At 71.7% G+C, this 19383-nt stretch carries 17 protein-coding genes; 3 read left to right on the forward strand and 14 right to left on the reverse strand.

Annotation, left to right across the window (positions count from 1 at the left end):
• Position 1: 1 nt before the first annotated feature.
• Positions 2-1135, reverse strand: a complete 1134-nt coding sequence (locus ASE76_RS06515; protein ID WP_055836611.1) for a Re/Si-specific NAD(P)(+) transhydrogenase subunit alpha — start codon at positions 1133-1135, stop codon at positions 2-4.
• Positions 1136-1217: 82 nt separating this feature from the next.
• Between ASE76_RS06515 and ASE76_RS06520 the strand changes: the two genes are divergently transcribed.
• Entirely contained in the window at positions 1218-1709 is a 492-nt protein-coding gene (locus tag ASE76_RS06520; RefSeq protein WP_156362548.1) for an NUDIX hydrolase, read from the forward strand.
• A 79-nt stretch (positions 1710-1788) separates the two neighbouring features.
• Here the strand turns inward: ASE76_RS06520 and ASE76_RS06525 are convergent, their stop codons facing one another.
• The 7 genes from ASE76_RS06525 to ASE76_RS06555 form a co-directional block, all read right to left on the reverse strand.
• Positions 1789-2769, reverse strand: a complete 981-nt coding sequence (locus tag ASE76_RS06525; protein WP_055836617.1) for a D-2-hydroxyacid dehydrogenase — start codon at positions 2767-2769, stop codon at positions 1789-1791.
• Positions 2766-3779, reverse strand: a complete 1014-nt coding sequence (locus ASE76_RS06530) for a tripartite tricarboxylate transporter substrate binding protein (RefSeq protein ID WP_082448093.1) — start codon at positions 3777-3779, stop codon at positions 2766-2768. The genes ASE76_RS06525 and ASE76_RS06530 overlap by 4 nt, the downstream gene beginning before the upstream one ends.
• A gap of 56 nt (positions 3780-3835) precedes the next feature.
• Positions 3836-4615: a class II aldolase/adducin family protein gene (locus ASE76_RS06535; RefSeq protein ID WP_055836619.1), complete on the reverse strand. Its 780-nt coding sequence runs from the start codon at positions 4613-4615 to the stop codon at positions 3836-3838.
• Between the two features lie 10 nt (positions 4616-4625).
• The gene (locus tag ASE76_RS06540) at positions 4626-5603 is read right to left on the reverse strand and encodes a tripartite tricarboxylate transporter substrate binding protein (protein WP_055836623.1); all 978 of its coding nucleotides are present in this window, start codon (positions 5601-5603) and stop codon (positions 4626-4628) included.
• Positions 5604-5646: 43 nt separating this feature from the next.
• Positions 5647-6897 (reverse strand): tricarballylate utilization 4Fe-4S protein TcuB, encoded by a 1251-nt coding sequence (gene tcuB, locus ASE76_RS06545; RefSeq protein WP_055836627.1) that lies wholly within the window; start codon positions 6895-6897, stop codon positions 5647-5649.
• Entirely contained in the window at positions 6881-8317 is a 1437-nt protein-coding gene (gene tcuA / locus ASE76_RS06550; RefSeq protein ID WP_055836629.1) for an FAD-dependent tricarballylate dehydrogenase TcuA, read from the reverse strand. The genes tcuB and tcuA overlap by 17 nt, the downstream gene beginning before the upstream one ends.
• 260 nt (positions 8318-8577) lie before the next feature.
• Positions 8578-9519, reverse strand: a complete 942-nt coding sequence (locus ASE76_RS06555; RefSeq protein ID WP_055836631.1) for a LysR substrate-binding domain-containing protein — start codon at positions 9517-9519, stop codon at positions 8578-8580.
• Between the two features lie 64 nt (positions 9520-9583).
• Here ASE76_RS06555 and mnmA point away from each other — a divergent pair, with 64 nt between their 5' ends.
• Positions 9584-10711: a tRNA 2-thiouridine(34) synthase MnmA gene (gene mnmA / locus ASE76_RS06560; RefSeq protein WP_055836635.1), complete on the forward strand. Its 1128-nt coding sequence runs from the start codon at positions 9584-9586 to the stop codon at positions 10709-10711.
• Positions 10712-10759: 48 nt separating this feature from the next.
• On the opposite strand, the gene ASE76_RS06565 is transcribed toward mnmA, so the two are convergent.
• The 5 genes from ASE76_RS06565 to ssb form a co-directional block, all read right to left on the reverse strand.
• The gene (locus ASE76_RS06565) at positions 10760-13156 is read right to left on the reverse strand and encodes an EAL domain-containing protein (RefSeq protein WP_055836638.1); all 2397 of its coding nucleotides are present in this window, start codon (positions 13154-13156) and stop codon (positions 10760-10762) included.
• A 2-nt stretch (positions 13157-13158) separates the two neighbouring features.
• Complete coding sequence (locus ASE76_RS06570) at positions 13159-13800, reverse strand: methylamine utilization protein (protein ID WP_156362549.1); 642 nt, start codon at positions 13798-13800, stop codon at positions 13159-13161.
• Positions 13801-13872: 72 nt separating this feature from the next.
• Positions 13873-14325, reverse strand: a complete 453-nt coding sequence (locus ASE76_RS06575; protein WP_082448095.1) for a group 1 truncated hemoglobin — start codon at positions 14323-14325, stop codon at positions 13873-13875.
• 14 nt (positions 14326-14339) lie between these two features.
• Positions 14340-15521: a DUF3034 family protein gene (locus ASE76_RS06580; RefSeq protein WP_236698362.1), complete on the reverse strand. Its 1182-nt coding sequence runs from the start codon at positions 15519-15521 to the stop codon at positions 14340-14342.
• Positions 15522-15758: 237 nt separating this feature from the next.
• Complete coding sequence (gene ssb, locus ASE76_RS06585; protein ID WP_055836643.1) at positions 15759-16316, reverse strand: single-stranded DNA-binding protein; 558 nt, start codon at positions 16314-16316, stop codon at positions 15759-15761.
• Between the two features lie 212 nt (positions 16317-16528).
• Here ssb and ASE76_RS06590 point away from each other — a divergent pair, with 212 nt between their 5' ends.
• Positions 16529-17938 carry a chloride channel protein gene (locus ASE76_RS06590; protein WP_055836645.1) on the forward strand — a complete coding sequence of 470 codons (1410 nt, stop codon included), beginning with the start codon at positions 16529-16531 and terminating at the stop codon, positions 17936-17938.
• On the opposite strand, the gene ASE76_RS06595 is transcribed toward ASE76_RS06590, so the two are convergent.
• A complete protein-coding gene (locus ASE76_RS06595; RefSeq protein WP_055836647.1) occupies positions 17877-19067 on the reverse strand; it encodes an MFS transporter in 1191 nt (396 codons plus the stop codon). The genes ASE76_RS06590 and ASE76_RS06595 overlap by 62 nt on opposite strands.
• Positions 19068-19383 lie beyond the last annotated feature (316 nt).

Raw genomic sequence — 19383 nt, forward strand, 5'->3', positions numbered from 1 at the left:
TCTACTTGCGCGTTACTTCGCCGCCCTGCACCACGAGGCAGGCGGCCACGATGTCGTCGGCGGTGTCGATCTGCAGCGTGGTCGCATCCTTCGGCAGCACCAGCTTCAGGAAGTCGAGGACGTTGCGGGCATAGAGCGCCGAGGCGTCGGCCGCGACCAGCGCCGGCAGGTTGGTCTCGCCGACCAGGGTGACGCCGTGGACGACGACGGTGCGGCCCGTCTCGGTCAGCGGGCAGTTGCCGCCGACGCCGCCAGGGCCCCTGCCGGCGGCGAGATCGACGATGACCGAGCCGGGCTTCATCGCGCGGACCATGTCCTCGGTGACCAGCACCGGCGCGGGGCGGCCCGGGATCAGCGCGGTGGAGACGACGATGTCGGCCGCGGCCACCCGCTTGGCGACCTCGGCCTTCTGCCGGTCGAGCCAGCTTTGCGGCATCGGGCGGGCGTAGCCGCCGGTGCCCTGGGCGGCCTCGCGCTCTTCGTCGGTCTCGTACGGCACGTCGATGAACCTGGCGCCGAGCGATTCGACCTGCTCCTTGACCGACGGCCGCACGTCCGAGGCCTCGATCACCGCGCCGAGCCGCTTGGCGGTAGCGATGGCCTGCAGGCCGGCCACGCCGACGCCGAGCACCACGACGCGGGCGGCCTTGACCGTGCCGGCGGCGGTCATCAGCATCGGGAAGAAGCGCTGGTATTTTTCTGCCGCGACCATGATCGCCTTGTAGCCGGCGATGTTGGCCTGCGACGAGAGCACGTCCATGCTCTGGGCGCGGGTGGTGCGGGGCGCGGCCTCCAGCGCGAAGCCGGTGACGCCGGCGGCGGCCAGACGCTGCAGGCCGGGGGCGTCGAACGGGTCGAGCATGCCGACGACGGCGGTGCCGGGGCGCAGCAGGGGACGCTCGGCCTCCGACGGGGCGCGCACCTTCAGGACCAGGTCGGCGCCGAAGGCAGCGGCCGCGTCCACGATCTCGGCGCCCGCGGCGGCGTACGCCGCATCTGTCGCGCTGGCCGCCAGGCCCGCGCCCGACTGGATGTGCAGCGCGTGGCCCTGCGCCACCAGCTTCTTGGCCGTCTCCGGCGTCACCGCGACCCTCGTCTCCCCGGCCGTCGTCTCCGACGGTACGCCTATGCGCATGGCTGCTCCTCGTGTTGTCAGGATGGTGCGAGCCGGAGCTTACTGGATCGCTCCGCGCATGGCACCCGGGATAATGCCCGCCATGAACACTACGGCCGCCCCCCGCTGGAAACCCAACGTCACCGTCGCGGCGGTGATGGAGCGCGACGGCAGATTCCTGCTGGTGGAGGAACACACCGGCGACGGACTCAAGCTCAACAACCCGGCGGGCCACCTCGACCTGGGCGAGACGCCCGCCCAGGGCTGCGCCCGCGAAGCGCTGGAAGAATCGGCCTACGTCTTCACCCCGACCGCGCTTGTCGGCGTCTACATCTCGCGCTTCCAGCGCAGCCGCGACGGCGAGGACATCACCTACCTGCGCTTCGCCTTCAGCGGCGAGGTGGGCGCGCATTTCCCCGACCAGCCGCTCGACGAAGGCATCGTGCGCGCCGTCTGGATGACGGCCGACGAGATCCGCGCCTGCCCCGAGCGCCACCGCAGCCCGCTGCTGCTGCGCTGCCTGGAGGACTACCTGGCCGGCCGCCGCCTGCCGCTGGAGGCGGTCTACAGCGACCCGAGCGTGACCGGCGACTAGGCCGCTTGCTCACATTTCGATAGCTGGAGACCGGCGCGGAACGCCGGCTGCGGGCCTATTCGATGCCTGAACGCCGCGTCTAGGCCACCGGATTGAGCAGCGGCGACCCGTCGCACCAGCGGCCCAGGTTGTCCAGGAACATCCGCACCACCCGCGCCGCGTTGCCGTCGGAGAACCCCGCGCTGTGCGGCGTGGCGATCACGGTGGGCAGGTCCCACAGCGGCGAGGCCGCCGGCAGCGGCTCGTGCGCGAAGACGTCGAGGAAGGCACCGGCCAGCCGGCCCTCTTGCAGCGCCTCGACCAGGGCCGGCTCGTCCACCACGTCGCCGCGCGCCAGGTTCAGCAGATGGGCGCCCGGCGGCAGCAGGGCCAGCGCCGGCGCTCCGACCAGGCCGCGGGTGCGGTCGGTCAGCGGACACACCAGCACCAGCCAGTCGCAGCGGGGCAGCACCGCGCCGATGTCCTCGAAGGCCACCGTCGGCAGGCCCAGCCCGGCGGCCCGGGCGCTGCTGCGCACCACCACCACCGACAGGCCGAGCGCCTGCAGCACCGTGCCGATCCGCTGGCCGATCGGGCCCCAGCCCACCACCACCGCGGTCTGCCCCGCCAGGTCGCGCGGCAGGCCGCTGCCGATCAGCGGGGCCCAGCGGTGCGCGCGCTGCGCCGCCATCAGCTGCGGGAACCGCCGCGCCAGCGCCAGCAGCCCGGCGACGGCGGTCTGCGCCACCACGCCGGCGTTGGTGCCCGACGAGGTGCTGAGCCGCACGCCGCGGGCCCGCAGCGCGTCGAACACCGGGCGGTCGGCGCCGGCCGAATGGATGTGCGTCCACCGCAGGCCGGGCGCAGCCAGCAGCGCGTCATAGAACGCCTGCGTCGCCGGCAGCACCTCGTGCTTGGTCGACAGGCCGGTGACGTCGCGCGAGAGAAAAGCCACCTCGGCATCCGCCCCCGGCCCCGGGGCGACGAACGCGACCGGCCGGCCCGGCACCGCCGCCGCGATGGCCCCGCCGTGCGCCGCCCGCGCCGCGTCCGACAGCAGGATGCGCAGCGGCCCGCTCATTCCGGCGTGGCGCCGGAGCTGCGCACGATCTCTTTCCACTTCTCGTATTCGCGCTGGGTGAAGGCGCCGAACTGCTCGGCGCTGCCGCCCACCGGATCGGCGCCCTCGCGCACCATCTGCTCCTCCAGCGAGGGCAGCACCTCGTTGACCGATCTGTTCAGCAACGCCACCACCGCCTGCGGCGTGCCCCTGGGTGCGAAGAAGCCGAACCACGATCCGGCCGCGAAGCCGGGGAAGCCCTTGCTGGCGACGGTGGGCACGCCCGGCAGGGAGCGCGAGGGCTTCTCGCTCGACACCGCCACGGCGCGCAGCTTGCCGGCGCGGATGTGCTGGATCACCGACGGGATGGTCGCGAACATGAACTGCAGCCGGCCCGCCAGCAGGTCGTTGAGCGCGTTGGCGCCCTTGTAGGGCACGTGCAGCGTGTCGGCGCCGATGCGCTGGCTCAGCATGTAGCTCGACAGGTGCGACGAGGTGCCGACGCCGGTGGAGCCGTAGCTGAGCTTGCCCGGGTTCGCCTTCGCATAGGCGATGAATTCCTCGAAGGTCTTGGCCGGCACGTCCGGGTGCACCACCAGCACGTTGGGCACGTCGGCGATCTGCACCACCGGCACCAGGTCCTTCAGCGGGTCGTAGGGCAGGTTCTTGTAGAGCGTCTGGTTGACCGCCATCGGCCCGACCGAGTTGACGATCAGCGTGTAGCCGTCGGCCGGCGCCCGCACCACCATCTCGGTGCCGATGTTGCCGCCGCCGCCGGGCTTGTTGTCGATGACGAAGGGCTGGCCGAGCTTCTCGGTGAGCTTCTGCGTGACGGCGCGCGCCAGGATGTCGGTGGTGCCGCCGGCGGTGAAGGCGACGACCACCTTCACCGGCCGGGCGGGCCAGGCCGGCGCCTGGGCCCACAGCGCACCGGCGGGCGCCAGGCCCGCGGCCAGCGCGGCCCCCAGGGCGATGCCGGTGCGTCGGCGGGTGGGATCCGGAAGCGCCGGTGGGCGACGGGTGGGGTGCATGCTTGTCTCCTTCTCGTGTTCTTCTCGTGCCGCGGGCGGTGCGCCCTGCGCGCACCTCAGGTGGCGTAGCCCGGGTCGATCCGGTCGAGCTTGCGCAGCAGCGCCGGCCACTCCATCACGCCGTAGGGGCGGCGGGTGCCGGGCTGGTAGTTGTTCCAGGTTTCCTCCAGCACCTCGGGCGCGACCGGCTGCAGCGGCGTGCTGCAGGCCATCGCCGCCAGCTGCGAGCGGCAGGCGAGTTCGAGCCGGTGCATCCAGTTGAAGGCTTCGCCCACCGTGCGGCCCACCGTCAGCACCCCGTGGTTGCGCAGCACCAGCGCCTCGCCCTGGCCCAGGTCGGCCACCAGCGAGGCCTGCTCCGCCGTGTCGAGCACCACGCCCTGGTAGTCGTGGTAGCCGATCTTCAGGAAGCGCATCGCGGTCTGGGTGAGCGGCAGCAGCCCGCAGGCCAGCGACGAGACCGACATCGACGCCCAGCTGTGGGTGTGGATCACGCAATCCACCTCGGGCCGCGCCGCATGCACCGCGCTGTGGATCACGTAGCCGGCCTTGTTGACGCCGTAGTCCAGGTCGCCGAAGTCGGGCTTGCTGAGCACCGTGCCGTCGTGGTCGACCTTGATCAGGCTGGAGGCGGTGATCTCCTCGTACATCATCCCGTAGGCGTTGATGAGGAAGGCGCCCTCCTCGCCCGGCACCCGAGACGAGATGTGGTTGGCCATCATGTCGGCCATGCCGTAGTGCTCGACCAGGCGGTAGCAGGCGGCCAGGTCGACGCGGGCCTGCCATTCGGCGGGGGTGCAGCGGTCTCGCATCGACGCAATCCGGATATCGGGCATGGCGGGCTCCTTATTGGGCGGTGATCTTGCGTTCGCGGACCACCTTGCCCCACTTGTCCGACTCCTTGCGCATGAAGGCGGCCAGCTCGGGGCGGGTGGTGGGCTGCGGGGTGAGGCCGTGCTTCTCCAGCGCGTCCTTCACGCCCGGGTCGTTCAGGACCTTGACGATCTCGACGTTCCAGCGGTCGAGCAGCGGCGCGGGCGTCTTGCCCGGCGCGACGAAGGCGTACCAGTTGAGCGCCTCGAAGCCGGGGTAGCCGGCCTCGGCCACCGTCGGGATGCCGGGCAGGTAGGCCGGGCGCACCGGGCCGGTGGTCGCCAGCGGGACCAGATTGCCGGCCTCGACCTGCGGCATCGCGGTGGGCGGCGCCGAAAAGTAGGAGGCGACCCGCTCGCCCAGGATGTCCTGCAGCGCGGGCGCGCCGCCCTTGTAGGGCACATGGACCATGTCGATGCCGGCACGCTGGTTGAACAGTTCGCCCGCCAAATGAGACGCCGAGCCAGGCCCGGTCGATGCGAAATCGACGCTGCCCGGCTTTTTCTTCGACAGCTCCACGAACTCTGCCAGGGTCTTCACGCCAAGCGCCTTGTGAACCACCAGAACGTTCGGGAAGTTGACGCCCCCGGAGACAGGCGCCAGATCCTTGAACGGGTCGTACGCCACCTTCATGATGTGCGGCGCAATGGTGAGCGGGCCGATGGAGCCGAACAACAGCATCGACCCGTCGACCGGTCCGCCCGCAACGAATTGGTGCGCGATGTTGCCGCCCGCGCCGCCCTTGTTGTCGACTATCACCGTCTGGCCGATGTTGTCGCCGAGCTTCTTCGCGATCAGCCGCGCTGCCGCGTCGGCCGCGCCACCGGCGGCAAAGCCCACCACCAGCGTGACCGGCTTCTTGGGCGGGAAGTCCTGTGCCGTCGCAGCGAACGGCACCAAAGCGGCCCATGCAGTGGACGCAGCGGCGGCGATGAAAAGGCGTTTGTGCATATCGTGCTTTCGTGGAGTGGTGTTGTCTCTATCGGGAAAAGGATCAGTCGCCGCCCAGCTGCAGCCGGTTGGGCAGGCGCTTCTCGATCGCGAACTTCAGCAGCGCGGCGCTGCGGAAGATGCTGTGGGCGAACTTGCCGTAGGGCAGCGTCAGGAACAGCGCCATCACCACGCCCAGGTGCACCGCCAGCAGCAGCGCCATCAGCGAGGTGTCGCGCAGCGCCAGCAGGGCCAGGCCGGTGGCGCTGGTCAGCAGCAGCAGCGCGATGAAGCCGCGGTCCATCGGGCGCTGGGCGCGGTCGCCGTGCTGCGGGTCGCGCCGCAGGTTGAGCCAGAGCAGGCCGGTCGGCCCGACGAGCAGGCCGATGCCGCCGAGCGTGCCCAGGATGACCGGCAGGCTGGTCAGCGCATAGGGCGCGTGCAGGTCGAGCAGGTAGTGGTAGAGCGTCGCGACGCTGGTGGCGGCGAAGCACAGCATGAAGCCGTAGAAGGTGAAATGGTGGAAGCGCCGGCGCCACAGGGTGAAGGCGTCGTCCTCGTCGTTGCAGCCTTTGCCGTGGCCGCCGCCCAGGTACTTCAGCCGCAGCACGTCGTGGGCCGCCTCGGCCGCGGCGGCGGTGCGCACCTCGGCGATCTCGGGCTTCCTGCCCGGCTGGTGGTCGTGGCCGGGCGAGACCTCGCGCCAGAAGCGGCGCACGCCCATGCCGAGCGCGAACACCACGAACAGGAACACCCCGCCGAACACGGCGGCCAGGAAGTTGTGCGGGAAGATCGCGTAGAAGTTGCCCGCCAGCGGTTCGTGCAGCAGCGACCCGCCCATGGCGACGGCCAGCACCAGGAACAGGGCGAGCCCACCGGCCAGCGCCATCGCCACGGTCAGGCCGTTGCGGTGGTAGAGGGTGCCGAGCGCGGGCGGCCAGGCGTAGTCGTGGTAGGTCTGCAGCCGCACCTCGGCCATCGCCTTGGGCACGTTGACCGCGAACGCGTGCGGCGGCGCGTACTGGCAGGCGTGCAGGCAGGCGCCGCAGTTGTGGCAGAGGTTGGCCAGGTAGTGGGTGTCGGCCTTGCCGAACTCGAGCCGGCGCGTCATCGCCGGGAACACCGCGCAGAAGCCCTCGCAGTAGCGGCAGGCGTTGCAGATCTGCAGGATGCGGGCGACCTCCTGCTCGCCGGCCGACAGCGGCAGCGCGGGGCGGATCGGGATTACGCGGGGGTTGACGGAGGCACGGCCGTCGAGGCCGACGGCGTCGGTCTCGGCCTGCACGCTCCGCACCAGATCATCGAGCGCGGGCATGGGCGATTTCCTCGGCGAATTCGGGGTGGTGGAAACCGGCGGAGCGCGCGGCGCCCACGCCGGCGATGCGGCCGAAGGCCGTGCCGATGCTCATGCCGACGCCGGCGGTATAGCCCTTGCCGAGCACGTTGCCGGCCATCATCTCGCCGGCGACGAACAGGTTGTCGCTCGGCACGTCGCCGAAACGCACCGCGGTGGTCTCGTCGACCTTCATGCCCAGGTAGGTGAAGGTGATGCCGGGCTTGAGCGGGTAGGCGTAGAAGGGCGCCGTGTCGAGCGGCCGCGCCCAGTGGGTCTTGGCCGGGGCCACGCCCTCGGTGTGGCAGTCGTCGAGCGCGGTGTGGTCGAAAGTGCCGACGCGGCAGGCGGCGTTGTAGTCGCCCACGGTCTGCAGGAAGGTCGGCACGTCCACGCCGATCTGGCGCGCCAGGTCTTCCAGCGTGTCGGCCCTGGTGCCGTCGAACACCGGCGGCATGAAGCGGCCGATGGCCTTCTGGTCGATGACCGACCAGGCGATCTGCCCCGGCTGCTGTGCCACCAGCCGGCCCCAGATGGCATAGCGCTTGGGCCAGAAATCCTCGCCCTCGTCGTAGAAGCGGCGTGCCTCGCGGTTGACCACCACGCCCAGGGACACGCAGTCGATCCGGGTGCAGATGCCGCCGTCGTAGAGCGGCGCGCGGGCGTCGACCGCCACGCAATGCGCCTGGGTCGGGTCGCCGATGCGGTCGGCGCCGGCATCGAGCATGAACTTCAGCAGCACGCCCTGGTTGAAGCGGGTGCCGCGGACGATGAAGTTCTCGGCCGTCCATTCGCCGCGCTCGTTCTGGCCCCAGGCCTCGCGCTGCCAGGCCAGGTTGGATTCGAAGCCGCCGCAGGCCATCACGCAGGCCCTGGCGGCGATGCGCTCGCCCGATTCGGTGACGGCCGCGACGAAGCGGCCGCCGTCGAGTTCCAGCCGGGCGACCGGCGTGTCGTAGCGCACCTGCACGCCCATCGCCTCGGCGCTGCGGTAGTAGGCGTTGACCAGCGCCTTGCCGCCGCCCATGAAGAAGGCGTTGGTGCGGGCCACGTGCAGCGCGCCCGAGAGCGGTGGCTGGAAGTGCACCCCGTGCCGTCGCATCCACGGCCGGCAGCGGGCCGAGTGGCGGATCACCAGGCGGGCCAGGTACTCGTCGGTCAGGCCGCCGGTGACCTTCAGCAGGTCCTGCCAGTATTCCTCTTCGGGGTAGGCCTCGATCAGCACGTCCTGCGGCGCGTCGTGCATGCAGCGCAGGTTGCGCACGTGCATCGAGTTGCCGCCGCGCCAGGCGCGCGGTGCCGATTCGACCAGCAGCACCGAGGCGCCGGCCTCGCGGGCCATCAGCGCGGCGCACAGCGCCGCATTGCCACCGCCGATGACGAGTACGTCGGGCGCGGTCATCGGGTGTCGGGGCGCACGGCGGCGCCGGTGCGCCGGTGGCGCGGTGGTTCTGGGTGTCTCATGGGGTGGGCGGACTGTAGGCAGCACGCCGCACCCGCGCTAGGCCGCCTGCGGCATGGGGCCATCTGTTTTCGTGATGGCTGCCTCCCGGGAGAACGACCGGCATGCGGGTCTTCCCTGCCGCATCCGGCGGCAGCCGCTTCAGCGCTTCACCGCCTCACCGCCCCACCGCGACGGCAGCGGCCGTGCGGTCCGCGTCGTCAGCCCGTCACCAGCTCCGCGCCCGGCCACTGCCCGCCGGCCACCAGCGCCCGGGCGGTGTCGGCCAGCACGATGCGGGCGGCCAGCGCGGCGGGCGAGAGTTCGTCGTTCGACAGGCTGCAGACGGCGTTGAGCCGCCGCGCCTGCCGGTCGGCCAGCGGCGCCAGGTGGAAGCGGGTGGCCGCGTCGGCGAAGCGGCCCACCGCCGCGCCGGGCTGCACCGTGGCGCCGATGCCCACGTCCACCGCGTCCATCAGCATCGCGAGCGAATCGATCTCCACCACCAGCTGCAGCGTGGCCCGGGCCCGCAGGCAGGCGGCGTCGATGGTGGCGCGCAGCCCGTGCGAATGGGTGGGCAGGATCAGCGGCAGCGCGGCCAGGGCGCGGGTGGTGACCGGCCGGGTGGGCAGCGACCGGCCCGGAGGCAGGTGCCGGCGCGCCTGGATCAGCAGCAGCTTCTCCTCCAGCAGCGGCAGCACGCTCCAGCGCCGGCCGACCTGGGTCGAGAACAGCACCGCCAGGTCGAGCTGGCGGGCGTTGAGCATGGTCGAGAGGTGGCCCGACAGCGCCTCGACCATGTGCAGCCGCACGTCCGGGTAGCGCTCCCGCATCGCCCGCAGGAAGGGCATGGCCAGCACGGCCGCGGTGGTGGGCGCCAGGCCCACGCTGACGGTGCCGCTCAGCCGGGCCTGCTGGGCCGCGCGCATCGCCTGCTCGGCATGGCGCAGGGTGAGCTGCGCCTCGCGAAAGAAGGCCGCACCGGCCTCGGTGGGCAGCACGCCGCGGGCGCTGCGCTGCAGCAGCCGGGCCGAGAGTTCGCCTTCGAGCCGGCTGATCTGCTGGCTGAGGGCCGACTGCACCATGCCCAGCTCGCCCGCGGCGCGGCTGATGCTGCCGAGCTCGACGGTGCGGACGAAGTAGCGGAGCTGGCGCAGTTCCATGGCGGGGTGCGGATGGCCCGGGCCGGGCGCGGGGGAAGGGAGGGCCGGGATAATCGCACACCTTATGTCCCACCACCGCATCGTCGTAGGCCTGTCCGGAGGGGTCGATTCCGCCGTCACCGCCCATCTGCTGAAACAGCAGGGCCACGAGGTGGTCGGCATCTTCATGAAGAACTGGGAGGACGACGACGACAGCGAGTACTGCTCGTCGAACGTCGATTTCGTCGATGCGGCGGCGGTGGCCGACGTGCTGGGCATCGAGATCAAGCACGTCAATTTCGCGGCCGACTACAAGGACCGGGTCTTCGCCGAATTCCTGCGCGAGTACCAGGCCGGCCGCACGCCCAACCCCGACGTGCTGTGCAATGCCGAGATCAAGTTCAAGGCCTTCCTCGACCATGCGATGCGGCTCGGCGCCGAGAAGATCGCGACCGGCCACTACGCGCGGGTCCGCTTCGACGATGCCTCGCGGAAGCACCAGTTGCTGAAGGGCCTGGACCCGGCCAAGGACCAGAGCTATTTCCTGCACCGGCTGAACCAGGCGCAACTCTCGAAGACGCTGTTCCCGGTGGGCGAGCTGCACAAGACCGAAGTGCGGCGCATCGCCGACGAGATCGCCCTGCCCAACGCGAAGAAGAAGGACTCGACCGGCATCTGCTTCATCGGCGAGCGGCCGTTCCGCGAGTTCCTCAACCGCTACATCTCGCATGCGCCGGGCGCGATCCAGGACGAGCGCGGCCGCACCGTCGGCCGGCACCAGGGCCTGTCGTTCTACACCCTGGGCCAGCGCCAGGGCCTGGGCATCGGCGGGCTGAAGGACAAGGGCGCGCAGCGCGGCGGCGGCGAGCATGCGCCCTGGTTCGTGGCCCGCAAGGACCTGGAGAAGAACCTGCTGCGGGTGGTGCAGGGCCACGACCACCCGTGGCTGCTGTCGCACCGGCTGGTGGCCGACGACACCAGCTGGGTGGCGGGCACTCCGCCGGCGCCCTCGCCCACCCTGGCGGCCAAGACCCGCTACCGGCAGACCGACGCGGCCTGTGCCTACTCCGATGTGGGCGACGGCCGGTTCGCGCTCGATTTCCCGGACGCGCAATGGGCCGTCACGCCCGGCCAGTCGGCGGTGCTGTACGACGGCGAGGTGTGCCTGGGCGGTGGTGTGATCGCCTCTGCCGACAGCCTGGCCGCCGGCTGATCCGCGGGCGATTCGCGGCCGGCGTCGGCGCCGCGCGCCGACCACCTGCTACCAGATCGGTAGCGTCTTGCGCTTGTCGGCCCAGAGGGTGAGCCAGGTCTCGAACTGCTTGGGCGAGAGCGGCCGGGCCAGCAGGTAGCCCTGCACCATGTCGCAGTCGAGCGCGCGCAGCCGCTGCAGCACCAGTTCGTTGTCGACGCCCTCGGCCACCACCTTCAGGCCCATGTTGTGGCCCAGGTCGATGGTCGAGCGGACGATGATCTCGTCGTCGCGGTCGTCGGCCATGTTCATCACGAAGGACTTGTCGATCTTGATCTCGTCGACCGGCATGCGCTTGAGGTAGGCGAGCGACGAGTAGCCGGTGCCGAAGTCGTCGATCGACAGGCGCAGGCCCATGTCGTGCAACTGGTTGAGCGTGGCCAGCGCATGGGCGGGGTCGTCCATCACCGAGCTCTCGGTCACCTCGATCCAGATCCAGCCCGGCTCCATCCGGTGCTCTTCCAGCAGCGCGGCGAAGAGCGCCGGCAGCTCGTCGCCCAGCAGGTCGCGGGCCGAGACGTTGATCGACACCGCGACCTCGATGCCGGCCGCATGCCACGCGGCGCACTGCGCGATGGCGCTACCGGCGACGAAGCGGGTGATCGCCTTGATGTAGCCGGTCTGCTCGGCGAAGGGAATGAACCGGTCGGGCGCGACGAAGCCGCGGGTGGCGTGCTCCCAGCGCACCAGCGCCTCGACCGAATGCACCTCGCCGCTGGCCATGTCGACCTTGGGCTGGTAGTGCAGTGCCAGGTCGCCGTGCTCGACCGCGCGGCGCAGCTCGCCCATCAGCGAGAGCCGCTCGGGCTGCACCGTCTCGTGGCCGCTGTCGTAGGGCAGGCAGCCGGCGCCGGTGCGCTTGGCGGCGTACATCGCGATGTCGGCCCGGCGCATCAGGGTGGGCACGTCGGTGCCGTGCTGCGGGCACACCACGATGCCGATGCTCGCGCCGATGTCGACCACCTGGCCCTCGACGGTGGTCGGCTGCTCCAGCACCAGCAGCACCTGCCGCGCGATGGCGAAGGCCGAGGCCGCATCGCCGCAGGGCAGCAGCACCGCGAACTCGTCCCCGCCCAGGCGGGCGACCACCGTGTCGCCGCCGGGCAGCGTGGACAGCAGCCGCCGGCCCACCTCGACCAGCAGCTGGTCGCCGATCGGATGGCCCAGCGTGTCGTTGACGTACTTGAAGCGGTCCAGGTCCATCACCATCACCGCGAGCGAGCCCTGGGCATTGCCCTTGGACGCCTGCACCTGGGCGATGGCCTTCTCCAGATGTTCGTGGAAGCGGGCGCGGTTGGGCAGGTGGGTCAGCGCGTCCTCGTAGGCCAGGCCGGTGATCCGCTGCTCGCGCTCCAGCAAGCCGTCGCGCATCCGGTTGAAGGTGCGGGCCAGGTCGCCCAGCTCGTCCTCCTGCGGCGGCATCGGGATCGGCGGCGGGTAGTGGCCCTCGCCGATGCCGCGGGCGAAGCTGCTCAGCACGCCGATCGGCCGGGTCACGCTGCGGGCGGTCAGGATGGCGGCCACCACCGAGACCAGCAGGCCGGCCAGGCTCACCAGCAGCAGGGTCGACTGCACCCGCTGGAACGGCGCCATGCTCTCGGCCAGCGACCGCTGCAGCACCGCCACCACCGGCTCGTCGCCCCGGTTGAGCGACACCAGGCGCACCGCGTAGTCGTCGCCGTCGAGCCGCAGGTCGGTGTTGCGGCCGGTCGAGCGCAGCTCGTCGCCCAGGTCGGCGGTCAGCCGGGCGGCGGTGTCGGCCGGCAGCGAGGTGGCCAGCACCTGCCAGTGGCCGGCGGTGGTGCGGCTGACGAAGGAAACGTCGAGCGTGGTGGTCGACTTCAGCAGGTCGACCACCCGGCTGTCGACCCGAAAGCCCATGACGATCCAGGCGATGGTCACCGGCGCGCGCACCGGCACCACCACCAGTTCGTACAGCTTGTCGTCCAGCGGGGCGATCGACGAGGCGCTGCCCTCGCGCCGGGCGCGGGCGATCAGGTCGGGGTAGAGGAACAGGCTCTGCTCCGAATTCTGTAGCGTGGTGTCGGCGATCAGCCTGCCGTCCAGCCCGATCAGCATCACGAGATCGGCCTGGATGCGGTCGCCGTGGTTGCGCAGCGCCGAGACGACGGTCGCTTCGTTGCGGGTGGCCACCGCCTCGCGGAAGCCGAAGTCCGCCGCGACCACCGTGGCCGCCTGCGCGAGCCGCTCGCGGTGGGCCTGCACGATCTGGCCGAACACCCGTTCGGCCACCTGCAGCTGATCGTCGGTATTGGTGCGGGCGGCCGAGGTGATGAACCGGCTGACCGAGGTGTAGCCCAGCACCTGCACCACCAGCACCAGGGCGGTGAAGATCAGCGCGATGCGGGTCCGGAGGCGGTGGATGCGCAGCCTCGGCAAGCGCATGGTCAGTTCCCTTCGGTGGTCAGCGTGAACTTGAGCGCGGGCGAGGCGCCGCCGGCCGCCACCTGCGCGGTGCTGGTCGGCTGCGCGTTGGGGTCGCGCATCTTGTAGTGCCAGGCGGCGACGCGGTAGCTGCCGGCCGGCAGGTTCTCGAAGCTGACCCGGCCGTCCTTGTCGGTACGGCCGAAATACGGCGTCTCCACCACCAGCACGTATGCCACCATCGAGTCGTGGATGTTGCAGCCCAGCACCACCAGGCCCGGCTTGTCGAAGAGCACCGGCTTGGACGGCACGCCCGAGTACAGCTTGATCTCGAAACGCTTGGCCGGGGAGAAGGAGTAGATGTCGTGCTCTACGTCGTCCTTGTTGGGAAAGCGCACGTTGGTGCCGGTCTGGATCACCGAGACCAGGGGCACGAACTCGCGGTCGATCTGGTCGATGGCGGCGGTGGTGCCCGGCGCCGCCAACGCGGGCCGGGCACCGGCCGGCGTGGCGTACACCACCGCATCGGCCAGCGGCCGGCCGCGCGCGTCGACCACCTGCACCGGGGTGGCGGCCGCCTGCACCGCCAGGGGCGACAGGGCGGCCAGGCCGATCACGGCGCAGGCCGCGCGGTACAGGAAACGGGTAGCGTGTGGAGGCGTCATGCGGCGGTGGTGAGGACTACGGGCGGTGCAGGGCGGGAAGCGCGGACGGCGGCGGGCGAAGCGGTGCGCGGGTCAGCGCGTCTCGATCTGGCGGTGCAGCGGTGCCAGCCGCGCCAGCAACGCGTTCTGCGCGCCGAAGCCTACGCCATTCTTGTCCATCGCGTCCTGCAGGTTTTCCACGACCGCGTTGAACGCGGCCCGGTCGATCTGCAGGTTCTTGTGCACGGCGGCCATCGAGCTTCCGGTGTAGGTGCAGGGGCCGCCCAGCTCGGCGCAGAAATGCTCGTTGAGCTTGGCGCGGAAGCGCTTGATCGAGGTCTTGGCGAAATACGGGCGGGTGCGCGGATCGGATGTGAGGTTGGCGATGAAATCGTCCACCACCCGCGCCAGCCCCGCCTCGCCGCCGAAGGAGTCGTACAGCGCATCGTCCGCGTGCGCCACCGGCGCCGCCGCCACGGCGGCCAGGCCCAGCACCAGGCCGGCGAGGGTCTTGCGCAGACCGGAGGAGAAGAGCGTGGTCGTCATGGTGCGCGGCTCCGTCAGAAACCCGTCTGGGCCGAGAGGTACCAGCCGCGCTGGTTGCGCACGGTGGCGATGTCGCCCAGCGACACGTAGGCCAGGGTGAGCGAGACGTTCTTGGTCGGCGCCCAGGCGACGAAGGCGTCCCAGGCGTCCTGCTCGCGGGCGAAGCGCAGGTTGTCGGGCTTGGTGCGGAACTCGCCGCCCACCGCCCAGTGGCGGGAGAGCAGATAGGCCGCCGACAGCTCGGCCTGCGGCCGGTAGCGGTCGTTGCCGTCGCCGCCGAAGCCCAGCAGGCCGAACTGGTTGGCCTTGGTCCAGCGCACCGTGCCGTTGAGCAGCACGCCCGGCGCCAGCAGCAGCTTCGTGCCCGACAGGTAGAAATCGGTACCCGAATCGCTGCGCGCGCCCACCGAGCGCACCACCGCGCCCTGGCGGTTGTGCTTGGCCTGCACGCCGGCCGAGACCTGGGGCATCCAGGTGTCGGAATCCAGTACCGCATCGCCCAGCAGCCGCAGCTTGGCGCCGGCGATGTCCTGCTCGAACCGGAAGCCGGCGCCCAGGCCCAGCGCGGCGCCGGCGGCGCGGGTGTCGAAGCGCTGGTGGGCCAGCGACAGCTCCAGCCGGTCGTTGACGCCGACGGTCACCCCATAGGTGTCGAGCGCGAAGGCACCGGTCCGGACCCGGGTGGCGTGCACGTTGGCGCCCCATTGTCCGGTCGCACCGTAGCCGCCGATCACCGCCCAGGGCACCAGGCCGCCGCCGGCCGCGCCCTCGACCTGCGAAACACCGCCGGTCAGCAGCAGCTTGCCGCCGGTGCCGCGCGGCGGGATGGCGACCATCGGGCGCAGCGGAAGCGCAGGTTCGTCGTCGGGTGCGGGACCGGACGGGCCCGCCGCGGTGGCGGCATCGGCAGGCACCGCGGCCAGCGGACCCGCATCGCCCACGCCGCCGCCGACCGGCGCCAGCGAGGCCACCCGCTCGCCGGGCAGCCGCTCCAGCCGCATCGACAGCACCAGCCGCAGACCCGGATCGTCGGCATCGGCGCCGGCGGCAGCCGCATGGCGGGCGGCGGGCTTCGCCGCGGCGGCCACCGCCCCGCCCTGCGGCATGGAGCCCAGCACCAGCGCCAGGGAGGTCAGGCGCGCGACCGTGGGCAGGGGCGACCGGGACGGCGGACGCAGGCGCGGAGAAGGCGGCATACGGCAGAAAAAACGGAAGGCTGCGGACCGGGTCTTGGGGGCAGGAGGCGCCATGTCGTGAACCCTGTTGGACGGATGGCAACACCCGATTAGATATCAACCGGGTAAAAATATGCATCCTGGCCTGTAAAAGTATAGGGCCGGGGGGATGCCAGTACGCCGATGCGGCCTGCAAACGACGCGTGGCGCGGCAGCCGATGCTGCCGCGCCACGCGGAGGGAGACGGAAGCGCCGTTTTTAGAACGGAATGTCGTCGTCCATGTCGTCGAAGCCCGACGGTGCGCGGTTGGCGGCGGGTGCCGGCGCCGGCGCCGCCCGGGGGGCCGGCGCGGGGCGCGGGGCCGGTGCGGGGGCCGCGCGGCGCGGTGCGGCCTCGTAGCCTCCGCCGCCGCCACCACCGGCTCCGCCACCGTAGCCGTCGTCCTCGGACGACTGGCCGCCACCGCCGCCGCCCTGGCCCTGCCGGCCGCCCAGCATCTGCATCTGGTCGGCCCGGATCTCGGTGCTGTAGCGGTCGGCGCCGTCCTTGTCGGTCCACTTGCGGGTGCGCAACTGGCCTTCGACGTAGACCTGCGAGCCCTTGCGCAGGTACTGGGCGGCGACCTCGGCCAGCCGGTCGTTGAAGACGATGCTGTGCCACTCGGTGATCTCGCGCATCTCCCCGCTCTGCTTGTCCTTCCAGCGGTCGGTGGTGGCGACGCGGATATTGCAGACCTGGCCGCCGCTCGGGAACGTGCGGGTTTCGGGATCGCGGCCCAAATTGCCGACGATGATGACTTTGTTGACGGATGCCATGGGGATGCTGCCTTGTTCGCGGTGGGCGCGGCGCGGCGGAGCCGGCACGCCAAAACGCTCGATTGTGCCGCATCCACCGCCCGCCGGCAGGCCGGGGGCGGACCACCGGCAGGCCGTGTGGATGCAGAATCGCAGGCCATGCCCCGCCCGCCCGGCCCACCGCCGGGCCGAACGCCGGGCCCGCCCTACCGGCCCCCTTGCCTGGCGATCCTATGCACCGCGACCCCAATTTCCTGCAGAACCTGCGCGCCGAGCTCTCCAACGGCCGCCTGTGGCTGGAGCGCTCGATCGTGCTGGCCTATGCCGTGGCGGCGGGCCTGGCGATCGTCGGCTTCACCCTGCTCGGCGACTGGGCTTTCGAGCGTTTCCTGCAGATCAACCACCGGCAGCCCTGGCTGGTACTACTCTGGACGCCGGCGCTCACCGCGGCCATCGTCTGGTGCACCCGCCGCTGGGTGCCCGGCGCGGCGGGCTCGGGCATCCCGCAGGTCGTGGCGGCGCTGGACCCGGCCATGCCGCCGGCCGCGCGCGGCCGCTTCGTCTCGCTGCGGCTCAGCGTCGCCAAGGTGGGGCTGACCGCTGCCGGGCTGCTGGCGGGACTGTCGGTGGGCCGCGAGGGTCCGTCGGTGCAGGTGGCCGCCGGCGTGATGCAGCATGCGCGGCGCTGGCTGCGTCCGCAGTCGGGCATCACCGACCATGCGCTGCTGGTGGCCGGCGGCGCGGCCGGCATTGCCGCGGCCTTCAACGCGCCGCTGGCGGGCGTGGTGTTCGCGATCGAGGAACTGTCCCGCAAGCTGGAGTCGCGCAGCAGCGGGCTGATCATCACCGCCATCGTGCTGGCGGGCCTGATGGCGGTGTCGGCCTTCGGCAACCTGAGCTACTTCGGGGTGATCCGGGTGCCGCGGCTGGGCTGGGAGGCGCTGCTGCCCGGCTTGGTGGTGACGGTGGCCTGCGGCGCGCTGGGCGGCGTGTTCGCCCGGCTGCTGGCGGCGTCGCTCACCGGCTCGCCCGAGCGGTTCAACCTCTGGCGGCAGCGCTACCCGGTGCGCTTCGCCGCGTGCGGGGGGCTGGCGGTGGCGGTGATCGGCCTGGTGACCGGCGGCGCCACCTTCGGCGCCGGCTCCGAGGCGGTCAAGCACCTGCTCGCCGGCGAGGCGGAGCTGCCCACCCTGTACGTGACGCTGAAGTTCGTCGCCACCTGGCTCACCGCCTGGTGCGGCGTGCCGGGCGGCATCTTCGCGCCCTCGCTCTCGATCGGCGCGGGCGTGGGCCACAACGTGTCGGTGCTGGCGGGCCATCCGGAGCTGGCGGCGGCGCTGATCGCGATGGGCATGGCCGCCTTCCTGGCCGCGGTGACCCAGGCGCCGCTGACCGCCTTCATCATCGTGATGGAGATGGTCGACGGCCATGCGATGGTGCTCAGCCTGATGGCCGCGGCGATGCTCGCCAGCCTGGTGTCGCGGATGGTGGCCCGGCCGCTCTACGAGACCCTGGCCGACGCGATGGTGCACGGCGCCACCCCGCCGCCCGCCGCCGCGCCGGCCGCTGCGGCGGCACCGGTCAGCGCGGGCCCGGCGGCGGAGGGCGAACCCCCCAGGTCACCGCCAGCCACACCAGGCTGAGGGCCAGCGTCGCGGCGAACAGGCCCTGCGGCCCGGCCGTCTTGACCAGGGTGCCGCCGAGTGCGCCGCCGGCGAAGAGCCCCAGCGACTGCAGCGTGTTGTAGGCCCCCAGCGCCGCACCGCGCAGGCGGGCCGGCGCCAGCCGCGACACCAGGCTCGGCTGGCTGGCCTCCAGCACGTTGAAGCCGCAGAAGAAGACGAAGAGCACCAGGCCCAGCGCGGCCAGCCCCCACGGCGCGCCGTGCGCGGCACCGGACGACGCCGCCCACAGCCCCGCCTGCACCAGCACCACCAGCCCGACCGCACCGCGCAGCGCCCACTGCAGCCGGCCGCGCCGCTCCATCGGGAACAGCGTGCCGCCCATCACCACGAAAGACGCCAGCACCGCCGGCAGGTAGATCCACCAGTGGTGCGCCTTCTCCAGCCCCGCCTGCACCAGCAGCGCCGGCACCGCGACCCACATCGCGAGCTGCACCGTGTGCAGCACGAAGACGCCCAGGTTCAGCCGCAGCAGGTCGCGGTGGCCCCACAGGTCGCGCAGCCGGCCCCGCTCGGCCGTACCGGCGTGCGGCACCTCGGGCGGCACCCACCACACCACCGCCGCCACGCCGGCCAGCGCCAGCACGCCGGTCAGGCCGAACAGGCCGGCCAGCCCGATCCGCGCCGCCAGCAGCGGGCCGGCCACCAGCGCCAGCGCGAACATCAGCCCGATGCTGCCGCCCACCAGCGCCATCGCCTTGGTGCGCACCGCGTCGCGGGTCTGGTCGGCGAGCAGCGCGGTCACGGCGGCCGACACCGCCCCCGCCCCCTGCAACGCCCGGCCGGCCAGCAGCCAGGCCAGGCTGTCGGCCATCGCCGCGACACCGCTGCCCAGCGCGAAGACCAGCAGGCCGCAGACGATCACCCGCTTGCGGCCGTAGCGGTCGGAGGCCAGGCCGAAGGGCATTTGCAGACAGGCCTGCGTCAGCCCGTAGATGCCCATCGCCAGGCCCACCAGCGCCGGATCGCTGCCGCCCGGGTAGCGCGCCGCCTCCAGCGCGAACACCGGCAGCACCAGGAACAGCCCCAGCATGCGCAAGGCGAAGAGCGACGCCAGCGATGCGCTGGAACGGCGCTCCTGCGGCGTCATGCGGCTCGCGACGAGAGAGGCGGGCGCGGCTGCGGCGGAGCCCGGGGTGGGAATGGACGACAAGGGATTCGGCACGGCGGTGCCCGGAGGCGGGAGAGCGCGATTCTCGCGCATCCGTCCGGCGCCCCTTCGCCGGAACGCGTGCGGCCGGAAAATCGAAGCGAAAAGTGCCTCCAGCCGGCGATCCGCGCCGACCACCAGCTATCTTTTCAATAGCATCTCGTTGGCGCGACCACCCGGCGCTTCGGCAATGCGATCCGGGCGAAATTTCCCTCGCAAACGTTTGCCTCGGTCGCCGCCGTTGCTTATTTGTAAC

Origin of the sequence: Xylophilus sp. Leaf220 (assembly GCF_001421705.1) — a bacterium.
GTDB lineage: Bacteria > Pseudomonadota > Gammaproteobacteria > Burkholderiales > Burkholderiaceae_C > Xylophilus.